Annotated in this window: 16 protein-coding genes; 8 read left to right on the top strand and 8 right to left on the bottom strand. The window is 71.9% G+C overall.

All coding sequences use genetic code 11. From position 1 onward, the window contains the following. Positions 1–14 precede the first annotated feature (14 nt). Positions 15–1,445 carry a PP2C family protein-serine/threonine phosphatase gene (locus G3I78_RS04745; protein WP_164421509.1) on the bottom strand — a complete coding sequence of 477 codons (1,431 nt, stop codon included), beginning with the start codon at positions 1,443–1,445 and terminating at the stop codon, positions 15–17. A 425-nt stretch (positions 1,446–1,870) separates the two neighbouring features. On the opposite strand from G3I78_RS04745, the gene G3I78_RS04740 reads away from it, so the two are divergent. Beyond that, entirely contained in the window at positions 1,871–2,284 is a 414-nt protein-coding gene (locus G3I78_RS04740; protein WP_164421508.1) for an SsgA family sporulation/cell division regulator, read from the top strand. An 83-nt stretch (positions 2,285–2,367) separates the two neighbouring features. Here the strand turns inward: G3I78_RS04740 and G3I78_RS53105 are convergent, their stop codons facing one another. Then, entirely contained in the window at positions 2,368–2,553 is a 186-nt protein-coding gene (locus G3I78_RS53105) for a hypothetical protein (protein ID WP_203614696.1), read from the bottom strand. A gap of 58 nt (positions 2,554–2,611) precedes the next feature. Then, a complete protein-coding gene (locus G3I78_RS04730; protein ID WP_164421507.1) occupies positions 2,612–3,709 on the bottom strand; it encodes a chemotaxis protein in 1,098 nt (365 codons plus the stop codon). A gap of 89 nt (positions 3,710–3,798) precedes the next feature. On the opposite strand from G3I78_RS04730, the gene G3I78_RS04725 reads away from it, so the two are divergent. Together G3I78_RS04725 and G3I78_RS04720 are read left to right on the top strand one after the other, a co-directional pair. Continuing rightward, the gene (locus tag G3I78_RS04725) at positions 3,799–5,220 is read left to right on the top strand and encodes a basic amino acid/polyamine antiporter (RefSeq protein WP_164421506.1); all 1,422 of its coding nucleotides are present in this window, start codon (positions 3,799–3,801) and stop codon (positions 5,218–5,220) included. Between the two features lie 56 nt (positions 5,221–5,276). Next, entirely contained in the window at positions 5,277–6,521 is a 1,245-nt protein-coding gene (locus G3I78_RS04720; protein WP_343243646.1) for an arginine deiminase, read from the top strand. Positions 6,522–6,548: 27 nt separating this feature from the next. Here the strand turns inward: G3I78_RS04720 and G3I78_RS04715 are convergent, their stop codons facing one another. Continuing rightward, a complete protein-coding gene (locus G3I78_RS04715) occupies positions 6,549–7,022 on the bottom strand; it encodes a PaaI family thioesterase (RefSeq protein WP_164421504.1) in 474 nt (157 codons plus the stop codon). A 67-nt stretch (positions 7,023–7,089) separates the two neighbouring features. On the opposite strand from G3I78_RS04715, the gene G3I78_RS04710 reads away from it, so the two are divergent. Further along, complete coding sequence (locus G3I78_RS04710; protein WP_164421503.1) at positions 7,090–7,521, top strand: MarR family transcriptional regulator; 432 nt, start codon at positions 7,090–7,092, stop codon at positions 7,519–7,521. Positions 7,522–7,569: 48 nt separating this feature from the next. Here G3I78_RS04710 and G3I78_RS04705 read toward each other — a convergent pair whose 3' ends face one another. Beyond that, positions 7,570–9,348: an alpha/beta hydrolase gene (locus G3I78_RS04705; RefSeq protein ID WP_164421502.1), complete on the bottom strand. Its 1,779-nt coding sequence runs from the start codon at positions 9,346–9,348 to the stop codon at positions 7,570–7,572. A 272-nt stretch (positions 9,349–9,620) separates the two neighbouring features. On the opposite strand from G3I78_RS04705, the gene G3I78_RS04700 reads away from it, so the two are divergent. After that, positions 9,621–10,364, top strand: coding sequence for a chaplin (locus G3I78_RS04700; protein WP_203614369.1), 744 nt, complete (start codon positions 9,621–9,623; stop codon positions 10,362–10,364). A 66-nt stretch (positions 10,365–10,430) separates the two neighbouring features. On the opposite strand, the gene G3I78_RS04695 is transcribed toward G3I78_RS04700, so the two are convergent. Together G3I78_RS04695 and G3I78_RS04690 are read right to left on the bottom strand one after the other, a co-directional pair. Then, on the bottom strand, positions 10,431–10,910 hold the full coding sequence (locus G3I78_RS04695; RefSeq protein ID WP_164421501.1) for a nucleoside deaminase: 480 nt from the start codon (positions 10,908–10,910) through the stop codon (positions 10,431–10,433). 33 nt (positions 10,911–10,943) lie between these two features. Further along, positions 10,944–12,143: an MFS transporter gene (locus G3I78_RS04690; RefSeq protein ID WP_164421500.1), complete on the bottom strand. Its 1,200-nt coding sequence runs from the start codon at positions 12,141–12,143 to the stop codon at positions 10,944–10,946. Between the two features lie 58 nt (positions 12,144–12,201). Between G3I78_RS04690 and G3I78_RS04685 the strand changes: the two genes are divergently transcribed. From G3I78_RS04685 to G3I78_RS04675, 3 genes are read left to right on the top strand one after another with little or no spacing between them, the layout of a single operon-like run. Continuing rightward, positions 12,202–12,579, top strand: a complete 378-nt coding sequence (locus tag G3I78_RS04685; RefSeq protein ID WP_164421499.1) for a MerR family transcriptional regulator — start codon at positions 12,202–12,204, stop codon at positions 12,577–12,579. A 41-nt stretch (positions 12,580–12,620) separates the two neighbouring features. Next, positions 12,621–13,397 carry a GNAT family N-acetyltransferase gene (locus tag G3I78_RS04680; RefSeq protein WP_164421498.1) on the top strand — a complete coding sequence of 259 codons (777 nt, stop codon included), beginning with the start codon at positions 12,621–12,623 and terminating at the stop codon, positions 13,395–13,397. 53 nt (positions 13,398–13,450) lie between these two features. Then, positions 13,451–14,374, top strand: a complete 924-nt coding sequence (locus tag G3I78_RS04675; protein WP_164421497.1) for an NAD(P)-dependent oxidoreductase — start codon at positions 13,451–13,453, stop codon at positions 14,372–14,374. Here G3I78_RS04675 and G3I78_RS04670 read toward each other — a convergent pair whose 3' ends face one another. Continuing rightward, complete coding sequence (locus G3I78_RS04670; RefSeq protein ID WP_164421496.1) at positions 14,375–15,256, bottom strand: GNAT family N-acetyltransferase; 882 nt, start codon at positions 15,254–15,256, stop codon at positions 14,375–14,377. It abuts the gene before it with no gap. Positions 15,257–15,317 lie beyond the last annotated feature (61 nt).

Here is a 15,317-nt window from a genome sequence, read left to right as displayed (position 1 = left end):
GGACATCACCTTGCCTAGGACGTCACCTTGGCGACGAGCACGCAGGCGTCGTCCTCGCGCTCGGTCTCGCCGAACTCCTCCACGACCATCCGCACACAGTCCTGCGCGGTGCGCGCCCCGCCGAACCGGGGGGCCAGGCCGAGGAGTTGGTGCACGGCATCCGCGTTGTCGCGTCCGGGCACGAGTCCGTCCGTGTGCAGCAGGAGCAGGTCGCCCGGTTCAAGGGTCTCCTCGGCCTGCGCGTACACGGCTCCGGACGTGGCGCCGAGGAGCACGCCGTCGGGTGAGTCCAGTCGGCGTCCCGTCCCGTCGCGGAACAGCAGCGGGGCGGGGTGTCCGGCCTGGGCCCAGACGAGGGTGCGGGTCGTGGGGCGGTAGCGGCAGCAGACGGCGCTGCCGAGGGCCGGCTGCACGGTGGCGTCGAGCAACTGGTTGAGCAGGGACATCAGTTGGCCGGGTTGGGTGCCCGCCATCGCCATGCCGCGCACGGCACCCAGCAGGGTCGCCATGCCCGAGGCGACGGCGACGCCGTGCCCGGTGAGGTCGCCGACGCTCAGGAGTGTGTCGCCGTCGGCGAGTTGGAGGGCGTCGTACCAGTCGCCGCCGATCAGGGTGCTCGTCGACGAGGGGAGGGAGTGGGCGGCCAGGTCCAGGGTCTCGGTGCCCCGGTGCGGGAGCCGCAGGGAGCCACGCCACGGCGGCAGCACGGCCTCCTGCAGCTCGACCGCGAGCCGGCGCTCGCTCTGCGTGCGCTGCCTGTGGCGTTGTAACGAGTCACGGGTCTCGCTCACCACCCGCTCGCTGCGCCGCAGTTCGCTGACGTCCCGCAGCACGGCCCACATCGAGGCGGTGCTGCCGTCGGCGTCGAGCACGGGCTCGCCCATCATGTGGACCGTGCGCGTGGCGCCGTCCGGGCGCACGACCCGGAACTCGCCGTCGATGCGCTTGGCGTCCACGAGACAGTCGGTGACCATCGCCGTCAGCCCCGGCCGGTCCTCGTCGAGCACCAGGGAGGGGAGTTCGTCGAGGGTGAGCGGGGGAGCGGCGGGGTCGCGGCCCAGGATCTGGTACAGCTCACCGGACCAACTCGCCTCGTCCGTCAGGAGGTTCCACTCCGCACTGCCGACCCTGCTCAGCAACGAGCCGCGCCGGGGAGCGGGCGGCGCGGTTCGCGCGGCGGTCGGTGCGCCGGGTTCCGACGGCACGGGCGGCGGGCCGTCCCGTAGCTGCGCCAAGTGCGCGTCGAGGTCGCTGAGTTGGTGCAGCGCGAGGTCGTACAGCGCGCGCTGCCAGCGCTCCTGGGGGTCCGAACCGTCACCGGGAGCGTCCCGTCGTACGGCGTCCACGTCGCCCTTGAGCCGCCGCGCCTGCGATATGAGCGCGTCGACCGAGCCGCTTCCCGACGGCTGGGCCGCGGGGCGGTCCGCGGAGAGATGGGACGGCATGACGCACTCCGATGCGGGGACGGTTCGACCAAGGCGGGACGGAGGGACCGTTACGACTGTTGCACAGGCCGCGACGCGCTGTAAGGGATTCGACGACACACGATACGGTGGTGCTTCTGGCATATGCCACAGTCTTCACAGAGCGGTCGTGCCGGGCGGTTCGTCTACGTCGTCCGCCATCTCAAGTCGTAAGTGGCATACGTGACTTGACGGGCCGTGGGGGTGGTCGGCCCGATGTCCATTTATCTGTTCGACGGTCCTGTGTTCTATGGAGTTTGGCATACCCGGATCGGGCCTGATCGTGGGTGTGTGATGCAGGTCACAGTAATTCACCCCCGCTCAGGCGTAATGCAAACGGCACCTGCGAGGTCGTAAGAACACATCGGCACAACCGGCCGACCTCTCACCCGCAGTGGAGACCGACCATGGACACGACCCTCGAGCAGCCTGCACGCGCCCGTCTGATCACCGCGGAGAACCAGGAACTGCCCGTCCCCGCCACCCTGCGCTACAGCTCCACCGACCCGCTGGCCGTGTGCGTCGACTTCCCGGCCGATGTCTCGCTGGACGGGCAGGGGGTGACCTGGACCTTCGCCCGCGGCCTGCTGGAGGAGGGGCTGCGCGGGCCGGCCGGCGGCGGGGACGTGCACATCTGGCCGTGCGGCCGCGACACCACGGTCGTGGAGTTCCACTCGCCGTACGGCCTCGCCCTCCTCCAGTTCGACACGCCCACCCTGCGCGACTTCCTGCTGCGGACCTTCGCCGTGGTCGGCGCCGGACAGGAGGACCTCGGCGAGGCCGTCGAGCGAGGGCTCAGCGCCCTCTTCGGGAGCGTCTGAGCGGCGTACGGCACCTCAGCGGCCGTCCTCGGCGTACAGCGCGGGGCGGGCGGCGAACTCCACGGCCGTCCGCGTGCCCGACTTCAGGGCCCGTACGCCGGCCTCGGCGACCGCGGAGGCCGCGTAGCCGTACCGGACGCGGGGCCCGTGACCTGACCGCGCAGGGTGTCGTCGACCCTGGCTCCGCTCACCACCCGGTCCAGGCGCCGTATGTGGTCGGCGCCCATGTGTCCGGCACCCAGTACTGCCACGCCCGGCAGCTCGCTCACGCGTGATCCTTCGTCGCTGTGGGGCCCAGCGTGGCGCAGGCAGCCCGGCGCGGTGGGCTCAGTAGCGCAGTACCCCGGCGATCCCGTCGGCGCCGCCGAGGGCGCCGTCCGGCACGAACCGGACGTCGGCGCCCGTCTCCAGGCACTGCTCGACGATCTCGTCCACGATGTCCTCGCGGGCGTCGAGGTCACCGCTCTCGGCCGGGATCAGATGGTCGCCGCCGTCGTCGCGGACCGTCACCCGGTAGTTCTCCTCGACGGCCAGCAGCCGTACCCGGCCGTCCCGGGCGTTCTGCCAGATCTCGTCGACACCGGCGGCGAACGCCCGCCGCCCGCGCGCCGATTCGAGCTCCCGGTTCACGGCGTCCGTGCTCTTGCGCGCCTCGGCGGCGATCAGCGGCCGGACCGCCTGCCACACCGCGTCCGGGGTGCCGTGCGCGAGCCCACCGTGCGGGACGTGCACCGCCTCCTTGGCGAGGTTGCCGACGTCGTCCAGCGCGGACAGCGCCGCGGTCTCGCCGGTGATGTACAGCGGTCGCGGGTCCCGGCGCAGGACCTTGACCATCGCGGTGTCGGCCTCGCGCAGGAAGTGGCGCGTGTCCTCGTCCCGGAACGTGCTCGGGAAGTCGCCGACCTGCTCCAGGCGCTCAGCGTCGAAGTTCTCCCGGCTCCTGGTCATCGGGAAGCCGCCGGCGTGGTGCTCGCCGACCCGGTCGATGCCGCCGTTCCACAGCGTGGCGCGGTCGGCGGAGACCGAAAGCACCCAGAACGGCCGCTCGGAGGCCTGCGCGGAGACGAGGTTGCGGGTCAGGAAGGTGTCCGAGAGGACCACCCGTTCCGGTACGGCACGGGCCAGGGACCACACCTGGTGCTCGCCAGGCGCGGCGAAGATCACCAGCCCGTCCTCGGCGTGCGCCAGGTCGACCTCGGCGAGGGCCTGGTCGAGCTGGCGGGCGACGTCGATGCGCCGCTCCCGGGGGACCGCCGGGTCCGCCTCCAGCTGTTTCTTGGCCTCGGCCACGACATTGCGCAGCCGGACCGGATCCTGGGCGTTCTCGGGTTCACGGCGGTGGGTCGGCGTCAGCACGGACACCGCCGGATAGGCGCGCGGACGGCGCAGTTCGGAGAGGGTCGCAGGGCTGAGTGCGTGCTCCATAACAGCACCATAGGACTGATTCACCGATCAGGCATTTGGGGCAACTTGATCGGGCATATGGGGTATTTCGTTGTTAACGTGATGATCTCATGGCGAAAAACGACACGGAATCCGAAGTCCGCGCCACCACCGCGAAGCTGAGCCTCCCGACCCTGACCACCATGGTCGTCGGCTCCATGGTCGGGGCCGGCGTCTTCTCGCTGCCCCGCCGGTTCGCCCAGGAGACGGGCGTGGCCGGAGCGCTCATCGCCTGGGCCGTCGCCGGCACCGGCATGCTGATGCTGGCCTTCGTCTTCCAGAACCTCGCCGTACGACGGCCCGACCTGGACGCGGGTGTGTACGCGTACGCCAAGGCCGGGTTCGGCGAATACCTGGGCTTCTTCTCGGCGTTCGGCTACTGGGCCAGCGCCTGCGTGGGCAACGTGACGTACTGGGTGCTGATCATGTCGACGATCGGTACCCTCGCGCCCGCGCTCGGCGAGGGCGACACCGTGCTCGCGGTGCTGCTCTCCTCGGTGGGCCTGTGGCTGTTCTTCGCGCTCATCAGCCGGGGCGTGAAGGAGGCGGCGGCGATCAACCGGATCGTCACCGTCGCCAAGGTCGTGCCGATCCTCTTCTTCGTGATCCTCGCGCTCTTCTACCTCAAACCGTCCGTCTTCGCCGACAACTTCGGCGGCGCCGACTACGCGGGCTCACTGTTCCAGCAGGTCAAGGGGACCATGCTGGCCACGGTCTTCGTGTTCCTCGGAGTCGAGGGTGCCAGCGTCTACTCCCGGCACGCGCGCCGCCGCGAGGACGTCGGCCGCGCCACCGTCCTCGGCTTCCTCAGTGTCTTCGCGATCTTCGCCTCGGTGACGATCGTGTCGTACGGCCTCATGCCGATGAGCGAGATCGCCGAACTGCGTCAGCCCTCCATGGCGGGCGTCCTGGAGCACGCGGTCGGCACCTGGGGCAAGGTCTTCGTCAGCGTCGGCCTGATCGTCTCCGTGCTCGGCGCCTACCTCGCCTGGACGCTGATGGCCGCCGAGGTGCTGTTCGTCGCGGCCAAGGACGACGACATGCCGCGGTTCCTGAAGCGCTCCACGGCGGCCGACGTCCCCGTGCCCGCCCTGGTGATGACCACCCTGCTCAGCCAGCTCTTCCTCGTCGTCACGCTGTTCTCGGACGACGCCTTCAACTTCGCCCTCGACCTGACCAGCGCGCTGACGCTGATCCCGTTCCTGCTGGCCGCCGCCTTCGCGGTCATGGTCGGACGGGCGGGCAGACGGGGCGAGTTAACGGTCGCCGTGCTCGCCACCGTGTACACCGCGTTCCTCATCTACGCCGCGGGCCTGAAGTTCGTGCTCGTCTCCTTCATCGTCTACGCCCCCGCCACCGTGCTGTTCGTGATGGCCCGCAGGGAGCAGGGCAGACGGCTGTTCTCACCGCGCGAGCTGGTGATCCTCGCCGTCTCGATTGCCGGCGCGGTCCTCGGGATCGTCGCCCTGGCGCTGGGCTGGATCAGTCTCTGACGTTCTCAAGTCCCCGGAAATCCCGACCTCTTCAAGTCCCCGGAAAGGTGCCCCTCGTGACCAGTTCCGCATACGGCGTCCACTCCGAGGTCGGCAGGCTGCGCAAGGTCCTGGTGTGCGCCCCGGGGCTCGCCCACCGCAGGCTCACCCCGACCAACTCCGACGACCTGCTCTTCGACGACGTGATGTGGGTGGAGAACGCCCAGCGCGACCACGCCGACTTCGTCAACAAGCTGTGCGAACGGGACGTGGACGTGGTCGAGTTGCACGACCTCCTCGCGCAGACCATGGCGGTCCCGGGCGCCAGGGACTGGCTGCTGGACCGCAAGATCGTCGCCAACGAGGTCGGCCTCGGCCTCATCGACAGCACCCGCGCCTACCTGGAGTCCCTCGAACCCGACCGCCTGGCCCGGTACTTGATCGGCGGCCTGGCCACCACCGACCTGCCGGAGGACCACCGCAACGGCTATCTCTCGCTCGCCCGCGAGTCGACCGGCGTACGCGAGTACCTGATGCCGCCGCTGCCCAACACCCTCTACACCCGCGACACCACGTGCTGGCTCTACGGCGGGCTCACCCTCAACCCGCTGTACTGGCCGGCCCGGCATGACGAGACGCTGCTGATGAAGGCCGTCTACAGCTTCCACCCCGACTTCACCGGCGCCACCGTCTGGTGGGGCGACCCCGAACTCGACTGGGGCCAGGCGACGTTCGAGGGCGGCGACATCATGCCGGTCGGCAACGGCGTCGTCCTCATGGGCATGAGCGAGCGGACCTCGCGCCAGGCGATCACCCAGGTGGCCGCCGCACTGTTCGCCGACGGCGCCGCCGAGCACGTGATCGTCGCCGGCATGCCCAAGCTGCGCTCCGCGATGCACCTGGACACCGTCTTCACCTTCGCCGACCGCGACCTGGTGACCCTGTACCCGGCCATCATGGACGCCGTCCACACGTTCTCCCTGCGGCCCTCCGACAAGGCGCCCGGCGTCGACCTGGTCGACGAGGGCTCGACCCCCTTCGTCGACGTCGTCGCCAAGGCCCTCGGCCTGCCGGAGCTGCGGGTCGTGGAGACCGGCGGAGACGTCTACGCCTCGGAGCGCCAGCAGTGGGACAGCGGCAACAACGCCGTCGCCCTGGAGCCGGGTGTCGTCTTCACCTACGACCGCAACACCCAGACCAACACCCTGCTGCGCAAGGCCGGCATCGAGGTCGTCACCATCGTCGGCGCCGAACTGGGGCGCGGGCGCGGCGGCGGGCACTGCATGACCTGCCCGATCGTGCGGGACCCGGTGGACTTCTGAACGCCTACGGGGCGGACGTCTGCAAGCTCACACGGTGGAGGCCCGGCCGCTCACCGGTGGAGTGCCGGCCGCGAACCCGGCGCGGGGCTCCAGCACGGCGATCGAGCCCTGGGCCACCGCGCACAGGGTCTCGGCGCCCTCGGTGTCCACGGTGCTCAGGTCGCAGCGGCACACCACACGGGTACGCCCTGCCCGCACCACCTGGGCACGGGCGCGCAGCAGTTCACCGCGCGCCGGGCGCAGGAAGTCGATGGAGAAGCCCGCGGTGGTCACCGCCGAACCGGCCACGGAACCCGCGGCGAAGGAGAGCGCGTTGTCGGCCGCGTAGCCGAGCACCCCGCCGTGCACGGTGCCGTGCTGCTGGAGCAGATCGCCGCGGATGTCGAACTCCAGCGTGGCCTCGCCCTCGCCGAAGGCGCTCAGCCGGGCACCGACGAGAGTGCTGAACGGCTGTGCCGAAAGGACCTTCCGGGCGAGCTCCAGGTCCAGGTGCTGATGCATGTCCCCACCTCACTTCACTGGTGAAGTGAGGGTGGCGCGCACCCCTCCCGTCTGTCAACATCGGGCCATGCCCGACCCCGACGACCAGCGCCTCTACTTCCTCCTCCAGCGGGCGGCACACCGGCTGCGCACCACCGCGGACCGGCGAGTCCTGGCCGCCGCCGGGATCACCACGGCCCAGCTGGGTGCCCTGTTCGCGGTGCAGGACGAGCCCGGGATCACCCAGCAACAGCTCGCCCGCACGCTCGGGCTGCGTGAGTCCGCCGTGACCGGACTCGTCGGACGGCTCACCTCGGCGGGGCTGGTCGGCAAGCGGCCGCACCCGCGCGAACACCGGGCCGTCGTCCTGGAGTTGACCAGTGCGGGAGCGGACGCCCTGCGGGCCGCCCGGCCGGAGATCGACCGCTTCAACACCGAACTCCGCGCGCTGCTGGGCGACGACGGCTTCAGCGGGGCGGCGACGGCCATGCACCGGCTCGCTCACTGGGAGTCCCAGTAGTGCTGGACGCCATAGTGATCCAAGAAGTCCGGGGGCACCGCCCGCGTCTCACTCCTCGCGCTCCGGCCCGCAGGAACTCCCGCTCGGCGGCAGGCTGCCGTACAGCAGGAAGTCGTCGACCTTGCGGTGCACGCACTTGGAGGAGGCGTAACCGGTGTGGCCCTCGCCCTTGTTGTCGAGGACCACGGCCGAGTCGCCGAGGCGCTTCGCGGTCTCCACGGTCCAGCGGTACGGCGTCGCCGGGTCGCCGCGGGTGCCGACGAGGAGCATCTTCGGGGTGCGGAGGTCGCGCACCTCGTCCCGGATGAAGTCGGTGCCCTTCGGGCGGCCGTAGCACATCAGGTACTCGGTGAGCCGGTACCGGCCGAAGACCGGGGACGCCTGCTCGTACTCCTCGCGCAGCCGCCCGAGGTCCTCGGCGATCCGGTCGGCGCCGGGGCGGTCGGGATCGTCCGCGCAGTTGATCGCCATCAGCGCCGCGGGGAGGTTGTCGAGCGGCACGTCCTCGGCGTCGGCGAGTGCACCGTCCGTCGGGTCGCCGGTGGGGGCGGTGGTCTGCGCGGAACGGGATGTCGGGGTGCCGGTGCCGGTGCCGGTGTGGGGCGTCGGGCTGCCGGTGCCGTCGTCGGTGCGGGGCTTTGTGGAGCCGGTGCGATGCGTCGGTGTACCCGTGCCGTAGGGAACGCGATGCGTCGAGGCCCCCGTGCCGTGACCGCGGCCGGCGGAGTCGTGGACACGGGCGTGCGTGCCCGCCAGGAAACCCGAGCCGCCGCCAGCGAAGCCGAGGACGCCCGTCGCGTCGCCCTGCTCCACCAGCTCCGCGAGCGCCCGCTCCAGGGACGGCCACAGATCCTCGCTGTAGAGGGCCTGGCTGATCGCGCCCACGAGGTCCTGTCCGGTGAAGTCCGGGCCGAAGCCGGTGGGCAGCGGGTCCTCGTCCAGGGACGCGACGAGTCGTACGACCTGTTCCCGCCCGGTACGCGCGTCGGTGCCGAACGGACACGCGATGTCCTTCGCGCACCACGCGACGAAGTCCTCCAGCGCGGTCTGCTGCCCGGCGGCGCCCGCCACGCCCTGCTCGGCCAGCGGCTCGGTGAGCGTGTCGACCCCGTCCAGCACCAACCGGCCCACCTTCTCGGGGAATTGGGCCGCGTACACGGCGCCCAGCCGGGTGCCGTAGGAGAAGCCGAGGTAGTTGAGCTTCCTGTCGCCGAGGGCCTGGCGCATGACGTCCAGGTCGCGTGAGGCGTTCACGGTGCCTATGTGGGGGAGGACGGGGCCCGAGTGCTTGGCGCACTGGTCGGCGGCCTCGCGCAGGTGTCCGAGCACGGCCCGTGGATCGTGGTCGAGGGCCGTCTCGTCGTCTGTGGCCTCCAACGCCTCGTCGGTGCCGTCGCCGCAGCTGACCGGGGAGGACCTGCCCACCCCGCGAGGGTCGAAGGTCACCACGTCGTACTCGTCGGTGAGACCCATGAAGTCATGCCCGCCAGCCGCGAGTTGGGGCACTCCCGCGCCGCCGGGGCCGCCGAAGTTCAGCAGGACCGAGCCCCGCTTGTGCTTCGTGGTGGCCCGGTAGCGGGCGAGAGCGAGGTCGAGGGTGCCCGCCGAGGGCCTGGCGTAGTCGAGCGGGACGGTGACCTTGCCGCACTGGAGATCGCGGGGCGCCTCCATGCCCGTGCACTTCGACCAGCTGACCTTCTGCCGGTAGAAGCGGGACAGGTCGGCCCCGGGACCGTCCGCGGCCACTGCCGGCAGCCCGGCACCGAGCAGCGCGAGACCCACGGCTCCGGAGATCGCGTACCGCCCCGTCGACAGCTTGGCCAGCATCCATGCCTCCAGGGACGCCCGCCGTGGACCGGCCGACGGCGCCCTCGATCACGATAAGCGGCCCCCCGACGGCACGCCTCCGGGCGGGCGGGGCCCTGGAATGTGCCCTACCCTGTGCCCGCTCGGTGCCCATGAGTCGTTTTTGCCGCAAGTTCGACAACCATGTCGCTCGATGGGGTGAAAGGCCGATTAGCCATAACTCTGATGGTTCGCCTGCGTTTTATGCGATGCGGGCGACTGCTCGCATCCATGTCTGGAAGGCAGGGAAACCTATGAGACGGGCCACCCGAAACGGAGTGATCGCCGTCGCCGCCGCATCCGGGGCGATGGCCGTGACGATGCCGGCGTACGCCGGTGGCGCGGCGGACGGCGCCGCGGCAGGCTCGCCCGGGCTGATCTCCGGCAACACCGTCCAGCTCCCGGTGCACGTGCCGGTGAACGTGTGCGGGAACACCGTCGACGTGGTGGGGCTCCTCAACCCCGCCGCGGGCAACACCTGCGTGAACGCGGACTCCGGCGGCCACGGCCGGCCGGCGTCCCGGGGTGCGGCGGGGCGGGGCGCCGAGGGCCACGGGGCGACGCGGGGCCACGGCCACGGCACCAGTCCGGGCGGCGGCACGGCATCGAGCGCCGGCGCGAACGCCGAGGGCGCCGGGAAGGACTCCCCGGGCCTGCTCTCCGGCAACGCGCTGGAGCTTCCCGTCCAGCTCCCGGTCAACGTGAGCGGGAACTCCGTGAACGTGGTCGGCATCGGCAACGCGTCCGTCGGCAACGAGTCCGTGAACACGCCCGGGGACCGCCCCGACACGCCCGGCCGCCCGACCCGGCCCACGCCCAGCACCCCGCCGAAGCACCACCCGGGCCCGAAGCCGCCCGCGTACACCCCGCCGGCCGCCGGACCGGCCCTCGCCCACACCGGCGCGGACCAGACCGTGCCCGCCGCGATCGGCAGTGCCGCGCTGGTCCTGGGCGGAGCCGCGGTGTACCGGCGCTTCCGCCCGCGGGGAACCCGCTGACGCAGCACGAAAGGCCCCGCCGGCCGGCTACCGGTGGGGCCTTCGCCGTACGGTGGCCAGGGCGCCCTAGCGCCGGTGGAACCGGAAGTGCAACTCCCGCACGCTCTCCGTCAGTTCGGGCACCGGACCCGCCACGACCACGTCGGGGGCGACCTCGTTGACCGGCAGCGCCCTCACCGGTGCGGTCGGTACCCCCAACTGGGTCAGCCACTCGACCAGTTGCTCGAACGAGGCGACGTACACGATGCGTCCGAGGCCCACCCAGGCATGCGCGGCCGCGCACATCGGGCAGTGCTCGCCGGAGGTGTACACGGTCGCCGCCGCGCGCTCCTCGGGCGTCATGTGGGCGGCCGACCAGCGAGCCAGCTCGAACTCGGGGTGCCGGGTGCGGTCGCCGGAGGCCACGCGGTTGTGGTCCTCGGCCAGCACTTCGCCGTCCCCGCCCACCAGGACCGAACCGAACGGTTCGTCCCCGGCCTCCAGCGCCTCGCCGGCCAGCTCCACGCAGCGGCGGAGATAAGGGAGTTCGGATTCCTTCACGACCATGGGATGCGGCCCTCCTCACCAGGAAGCCTAAGGTCACCGCCGCCGCGGCGGAAACGCGGCGCGACGGCCCACCGCCACCACCACGAGGGCGGCCACGACCAGCGGCAGCGCCGTCCAGGGCAGCGCCCCGGCGCCCAGCCCGTCCAGGATCACACCGCCGGTGAGCGAACCCGCCGCGATCCCCGCGTTGTACACCGTGGTCTGCAACGAGGTCGCCACATCCGCGCGCTCCGGCCCCGAGGCGTCGACCAGCGCCGTCTGGATCAGCGTGGGCGCACCCCCGAACGCCACACCCCACAGCGCGACCGAGACCAGCAGCACTCCGGGTGCCTCGGCGGCAAGCCCCAGCATGAGCATCACGGCCGCGCACAGCCCGAGCGCACCCAGCAGCGTGGCCCGCGGGCGCCGGTCCACCAGCGCTCCGGTGATCCAGATCCCCACCACGGTGGCCGCCCCGAACACCAGCAGCACAAGGCCCGTGCGGCCGAACCCGGCATGCGCCGCGAACGGGGCGACGTACGTGTACATCACCTGGTGCCCCACCAGGAGGAACAGCGTGACCAACAGGATCGCCGGCACACCCGGCAGTACGGCGACCCGGGCGAGCGGCACGCGCGCGTGCGGGGCCTCGCCGGGGAAGCCGGGCACCCGCCACCGCACCCAGCAGGCCAGCAGCACCGCCGACCCGGCCAGCGCGGCGAAGACCGTACGCCAGCCCACCGCCCCGGCGAGCGCCGTGCCCGCCGGGACGCCCAGCGACAGCGCGAGGGTGATCCCGGCCAGCACGATCGCGATGGCCCGGCCTCGCCGCTCGGACGGCACCATCCGGGCCGCGTAGCCGGCGAGCATCGCCCACAGCGTCCCGCCCATGACCCCGGCCACCAGCCGCGCCCCGAACGTCAGGGCGTACGACGAGGACAGCGCCACCACCGCGTTGCTCAGCGCGAAACCCAGCAGCGCCCCGACGAGCACCGGCCGCCTCGGCAGCCCGCGCAGCAAAGCGGTGACCGGGATCGCGGCGGCGAAGGACGCGAGCGCGTACCCGGTGACCAGGAAGCCGATCCGGGCCTCGGACACCCCCAGCGCCGGGGCCATGCGGGGCAGCAGTCCCGCGGGGAGCAGCTCGGTGAGCACAGCGGTGAAGGCGGCCGTCGACAGGGCGAGCAGCCCGGCCCACGGCAGCGGGGCGGGCGCGGGCAGGGCTGTGCCCTTGGCCGGGGAGGTGGTGGACATGGGACCATGCTCGGACGTTCACATCAGTGTGAAGGCAAGGGCGAACGGGGAGCAGGTCATGAGGATCGGTGAACTGTCCCGCCGTACCGGAGTCCCCACCAGGCTGCTGCGCTACTACGAGGAACAGCGCCTGCTGGACCCCGCGCGGACCGACAACGGCTACCGCGACTACGGCGAGGCCGCCGTCCGGGACGTCCAGCAGATCCGCGGGCTGCTCGACTCGGGGCTCACCACCGAGATGATCCGCGCGATCCTGCCCTACCTCTGCGGGCCGGAGGAGATCCTGCTCCCGCCGGAGCACCTGACGCCCGGGACGGCCGCCCTTCTGGAGGCCCACGTCGACCGCATCCAGGCCCGCATCGACTGCCTGGCCCGCAACCGCGACCGGCTCAGCTCCTATCTGGCGGCGGTGCGCGCGGAGGCCGGGCGGCCGTAAACGCCGTTGCCGCGGAGGCGTTCCGGTGATGAAGTGAGCCCATGGATCATGCCGCGGTACTCGCTCTCTACGACCGGGACATGCGCGAGGGCGCACAGCCCGACGGTCCCGGTGCCCGTGTCGAGCGGGTCGGCGGGGTGGTGCGCCAGGTCGCGGCGGAACACGGCTGGAACGGCGTCGTCTGGTCCGACCTGGACGGGACGAGCGCCGAGGCGGCGATCGCCGAACAGGTCGCGTACTACACCGGGCTCGGCCGTGAGTTCGAGTGGAAGCTGTACGGGCACGACCTGCCCTTCGACCTGGGGGAGCGGCTCAGAGCGGCCGGGTTCACACCCGAACCCGAGGAGACGCTGATGATCGCCGAGGTCGCCGACCTCACCCTGGACGCCGACCCGCCCGAGGGTGTCGACTTCCTGCCGGTCACCGACCGGGCGGGCGTCGACCTAGTGGCCGACGTCCACGAGAAGGCCTTCGGGACCGACAGCTCCCGGCTGCGGCGCCAGCTCCTCGCCCGGCTGGAGGACGACCCCGACTCGGTCGTCGCCGTCCTCGCGCTCGCCGGTGACGTTCCGGTCAGCGCGGCCCGCATGGAACTCGTGCCCGGCACCCGCTTCGCGGGACTGTGGGGCGGCGGCACCGTCGAGGAGTGGCGCGGCCGCGGCATCTACCGCGCCCTCGTCGCCCACCGGGCCCGCGCCGCAGTGGCCCGTGGCTACCGCTATCTCCAGGTCGACGCGATGGCCACCAGCCGCCCCGTCCTGGAACGCCTCGGCTTCGAACCGCTGACGACGACCCAGCCGTACGTGTACGTGCCGTAGCGTCCCGGCGGCCGCGATGTCACGTCCGCGGTCACTCGATCCGTCGCAGCGGTATGACGACGAACGAGAACCAGAGCATCCTCCTCGCGGGCGCGAGCGGAGTCCTAGGCCGGCACATCGCCCAGGCCCTCACCGACGCCGGCCACAAGGTCACCGGCCTCGGCCGGAGCGCGGGCAACGGAGTCCGGGCCGACCTCATGGACCGCGACGCCCTGCTGCGCGCCGTGGACGGACAGCATTTCGACACGGTCGTCCACGCGGCGACCGCCCTGCGCAAGCCGCCCATGCGGCACCGCGACATGTACGCCACCGACGCCCTGCGTATCGACGGCACCGCCCATCTGATCGAGGCCGCCCGGGCCACCGGAGCCCGGCGCCTCATCACTGAGTCGATGGTCTTCGGATACGGCTACGGCGACTTCGGCGACCACGAGATCACCGAGGACGACGACTTCGGCCCGCGCGGCACCGACCCCCAGCTCGAACGGCACCTCGCCGGAATGCGCACCAAGGAGCAACTAACCTTCGGCGCACCCGGGTTGGAAGGCATCGCCCTGCGCTTCGGCCTCTTCTACGGCCCAGGCGGCACCGACGCCGTACTTGACCTGCTCCGCAAGCGGCAGCTGCCCGCGCCCGCCGACCACGGCAGGGTCCTGCCCTGGGTCGAACTCACCGACGCGGCCCGCGCGGTGGCCGCCGCGGTCGCACACGGACGCCCCGGCCAGGCGTACAACGTCGTCGACCCCACGCCCCTCGGCTTCCGCGGCCATCTGCTGTGCGTGGCCGAGGAGTTCGGGCTGCCGAGGCCGATGACGGTACCGCTGTGGCTGACCAGGCCGCTGTCGTACGCGCACGCGATGTTCGCGTCGAGCATGCGGGTGTCGGCGGCCAAGGCCGAGCGGGACCTGGGCTGGACGCCCGCGTACCCCTCGGTCCGTGAGGGACTGGCCGCGCTGCGGGCCACGGCCGGTCGGTGATCACAGGTCGAGCTGGTACTCCACGGCCTTGTGCGTCGGTACGTATCCGAGGGCGTCGTTGACGGCACGCATCGGGGCGTTGCCCTCGGCGGTGTCGGTGCACAGCCCGGAGAGTCCCGGGTGCCGTCGGCGTGCGTGCCGGATGGACGCGGCCTTCATCCAGCGGGCGATGCCGCGGCCGCGGTGCTCCGGCAGCACCGCCGTACCGTAGTGCTGGCCGTCGCCCAACCCGTCGCCGGGCACGACCAGTTCGGAGAACCCGACCACTGTGCCGTCCGCCTCGTGCACGGCGGCGACGGTGTGCAGCAGATCCCCGCGCCGCGCGACCGCCTCCGCCGCCGAGACCACCCGGTCCACGTCCCAGACGACCGTGCCGAAGTCGGTGCCGTCCATCGGCATGTCGTCCATCGCCCGTCGCGAGTCGGCGAACGACCGCGCCAGCGCGCCCGGCACGGTGCCCTCCCACTCGGTCAACCGGTAGCCCGGGTGGGGCAGTTCGACGAGTGCGTCGATCGCGGCACGATCCAGGTCGGGCAGTGCGAGCCGGGCGTAGACGAGGGCCAGCACCTGCCGGAAGCCCCGTGCGGCCAGGAACAGGTCACCGGGGGAGCCCTGTACGGCCTGCGCGATCACCGACCGCCGCCGCTCCGCCTTCGCCGCGCCCACGGCGGCCTCCAGCAGCCGGGTCCCGACGCCCTGGCGGCGCTCGGCACCGTGCACCGCGAGCTCCAGCTCGGCGAGGTGGTCCTGCCCCTCCTTGGTGAACAGCCGCAGGAAGGCGGAACCGAGTGGTATCCCGTCGTCGCCGGAGACCAGCCAGGCCAGTCGGCGGCTGGAGGCGGCGGCCTCGGGATCGGCGAGCGGGGTGACATGGAAGGACAAGCGGGTCTCCGGCACGGCGAGGCGGGGGTGGGGGCCGTTGAAGCCTGCCGCCGGGGTCCGG

Source organism: Streptomyces sp. SID13726, from assembly GCF_010548375.1.
Classification (GTDB): domain Bacteria; phylum Actinomycetota; class Actinomycetes; order Streptomycetales; family Streptomycetaceae; genus Streptomyces.
This window is presented reverse-complemented; position numbering and strand designations above follow the sequence as displayed.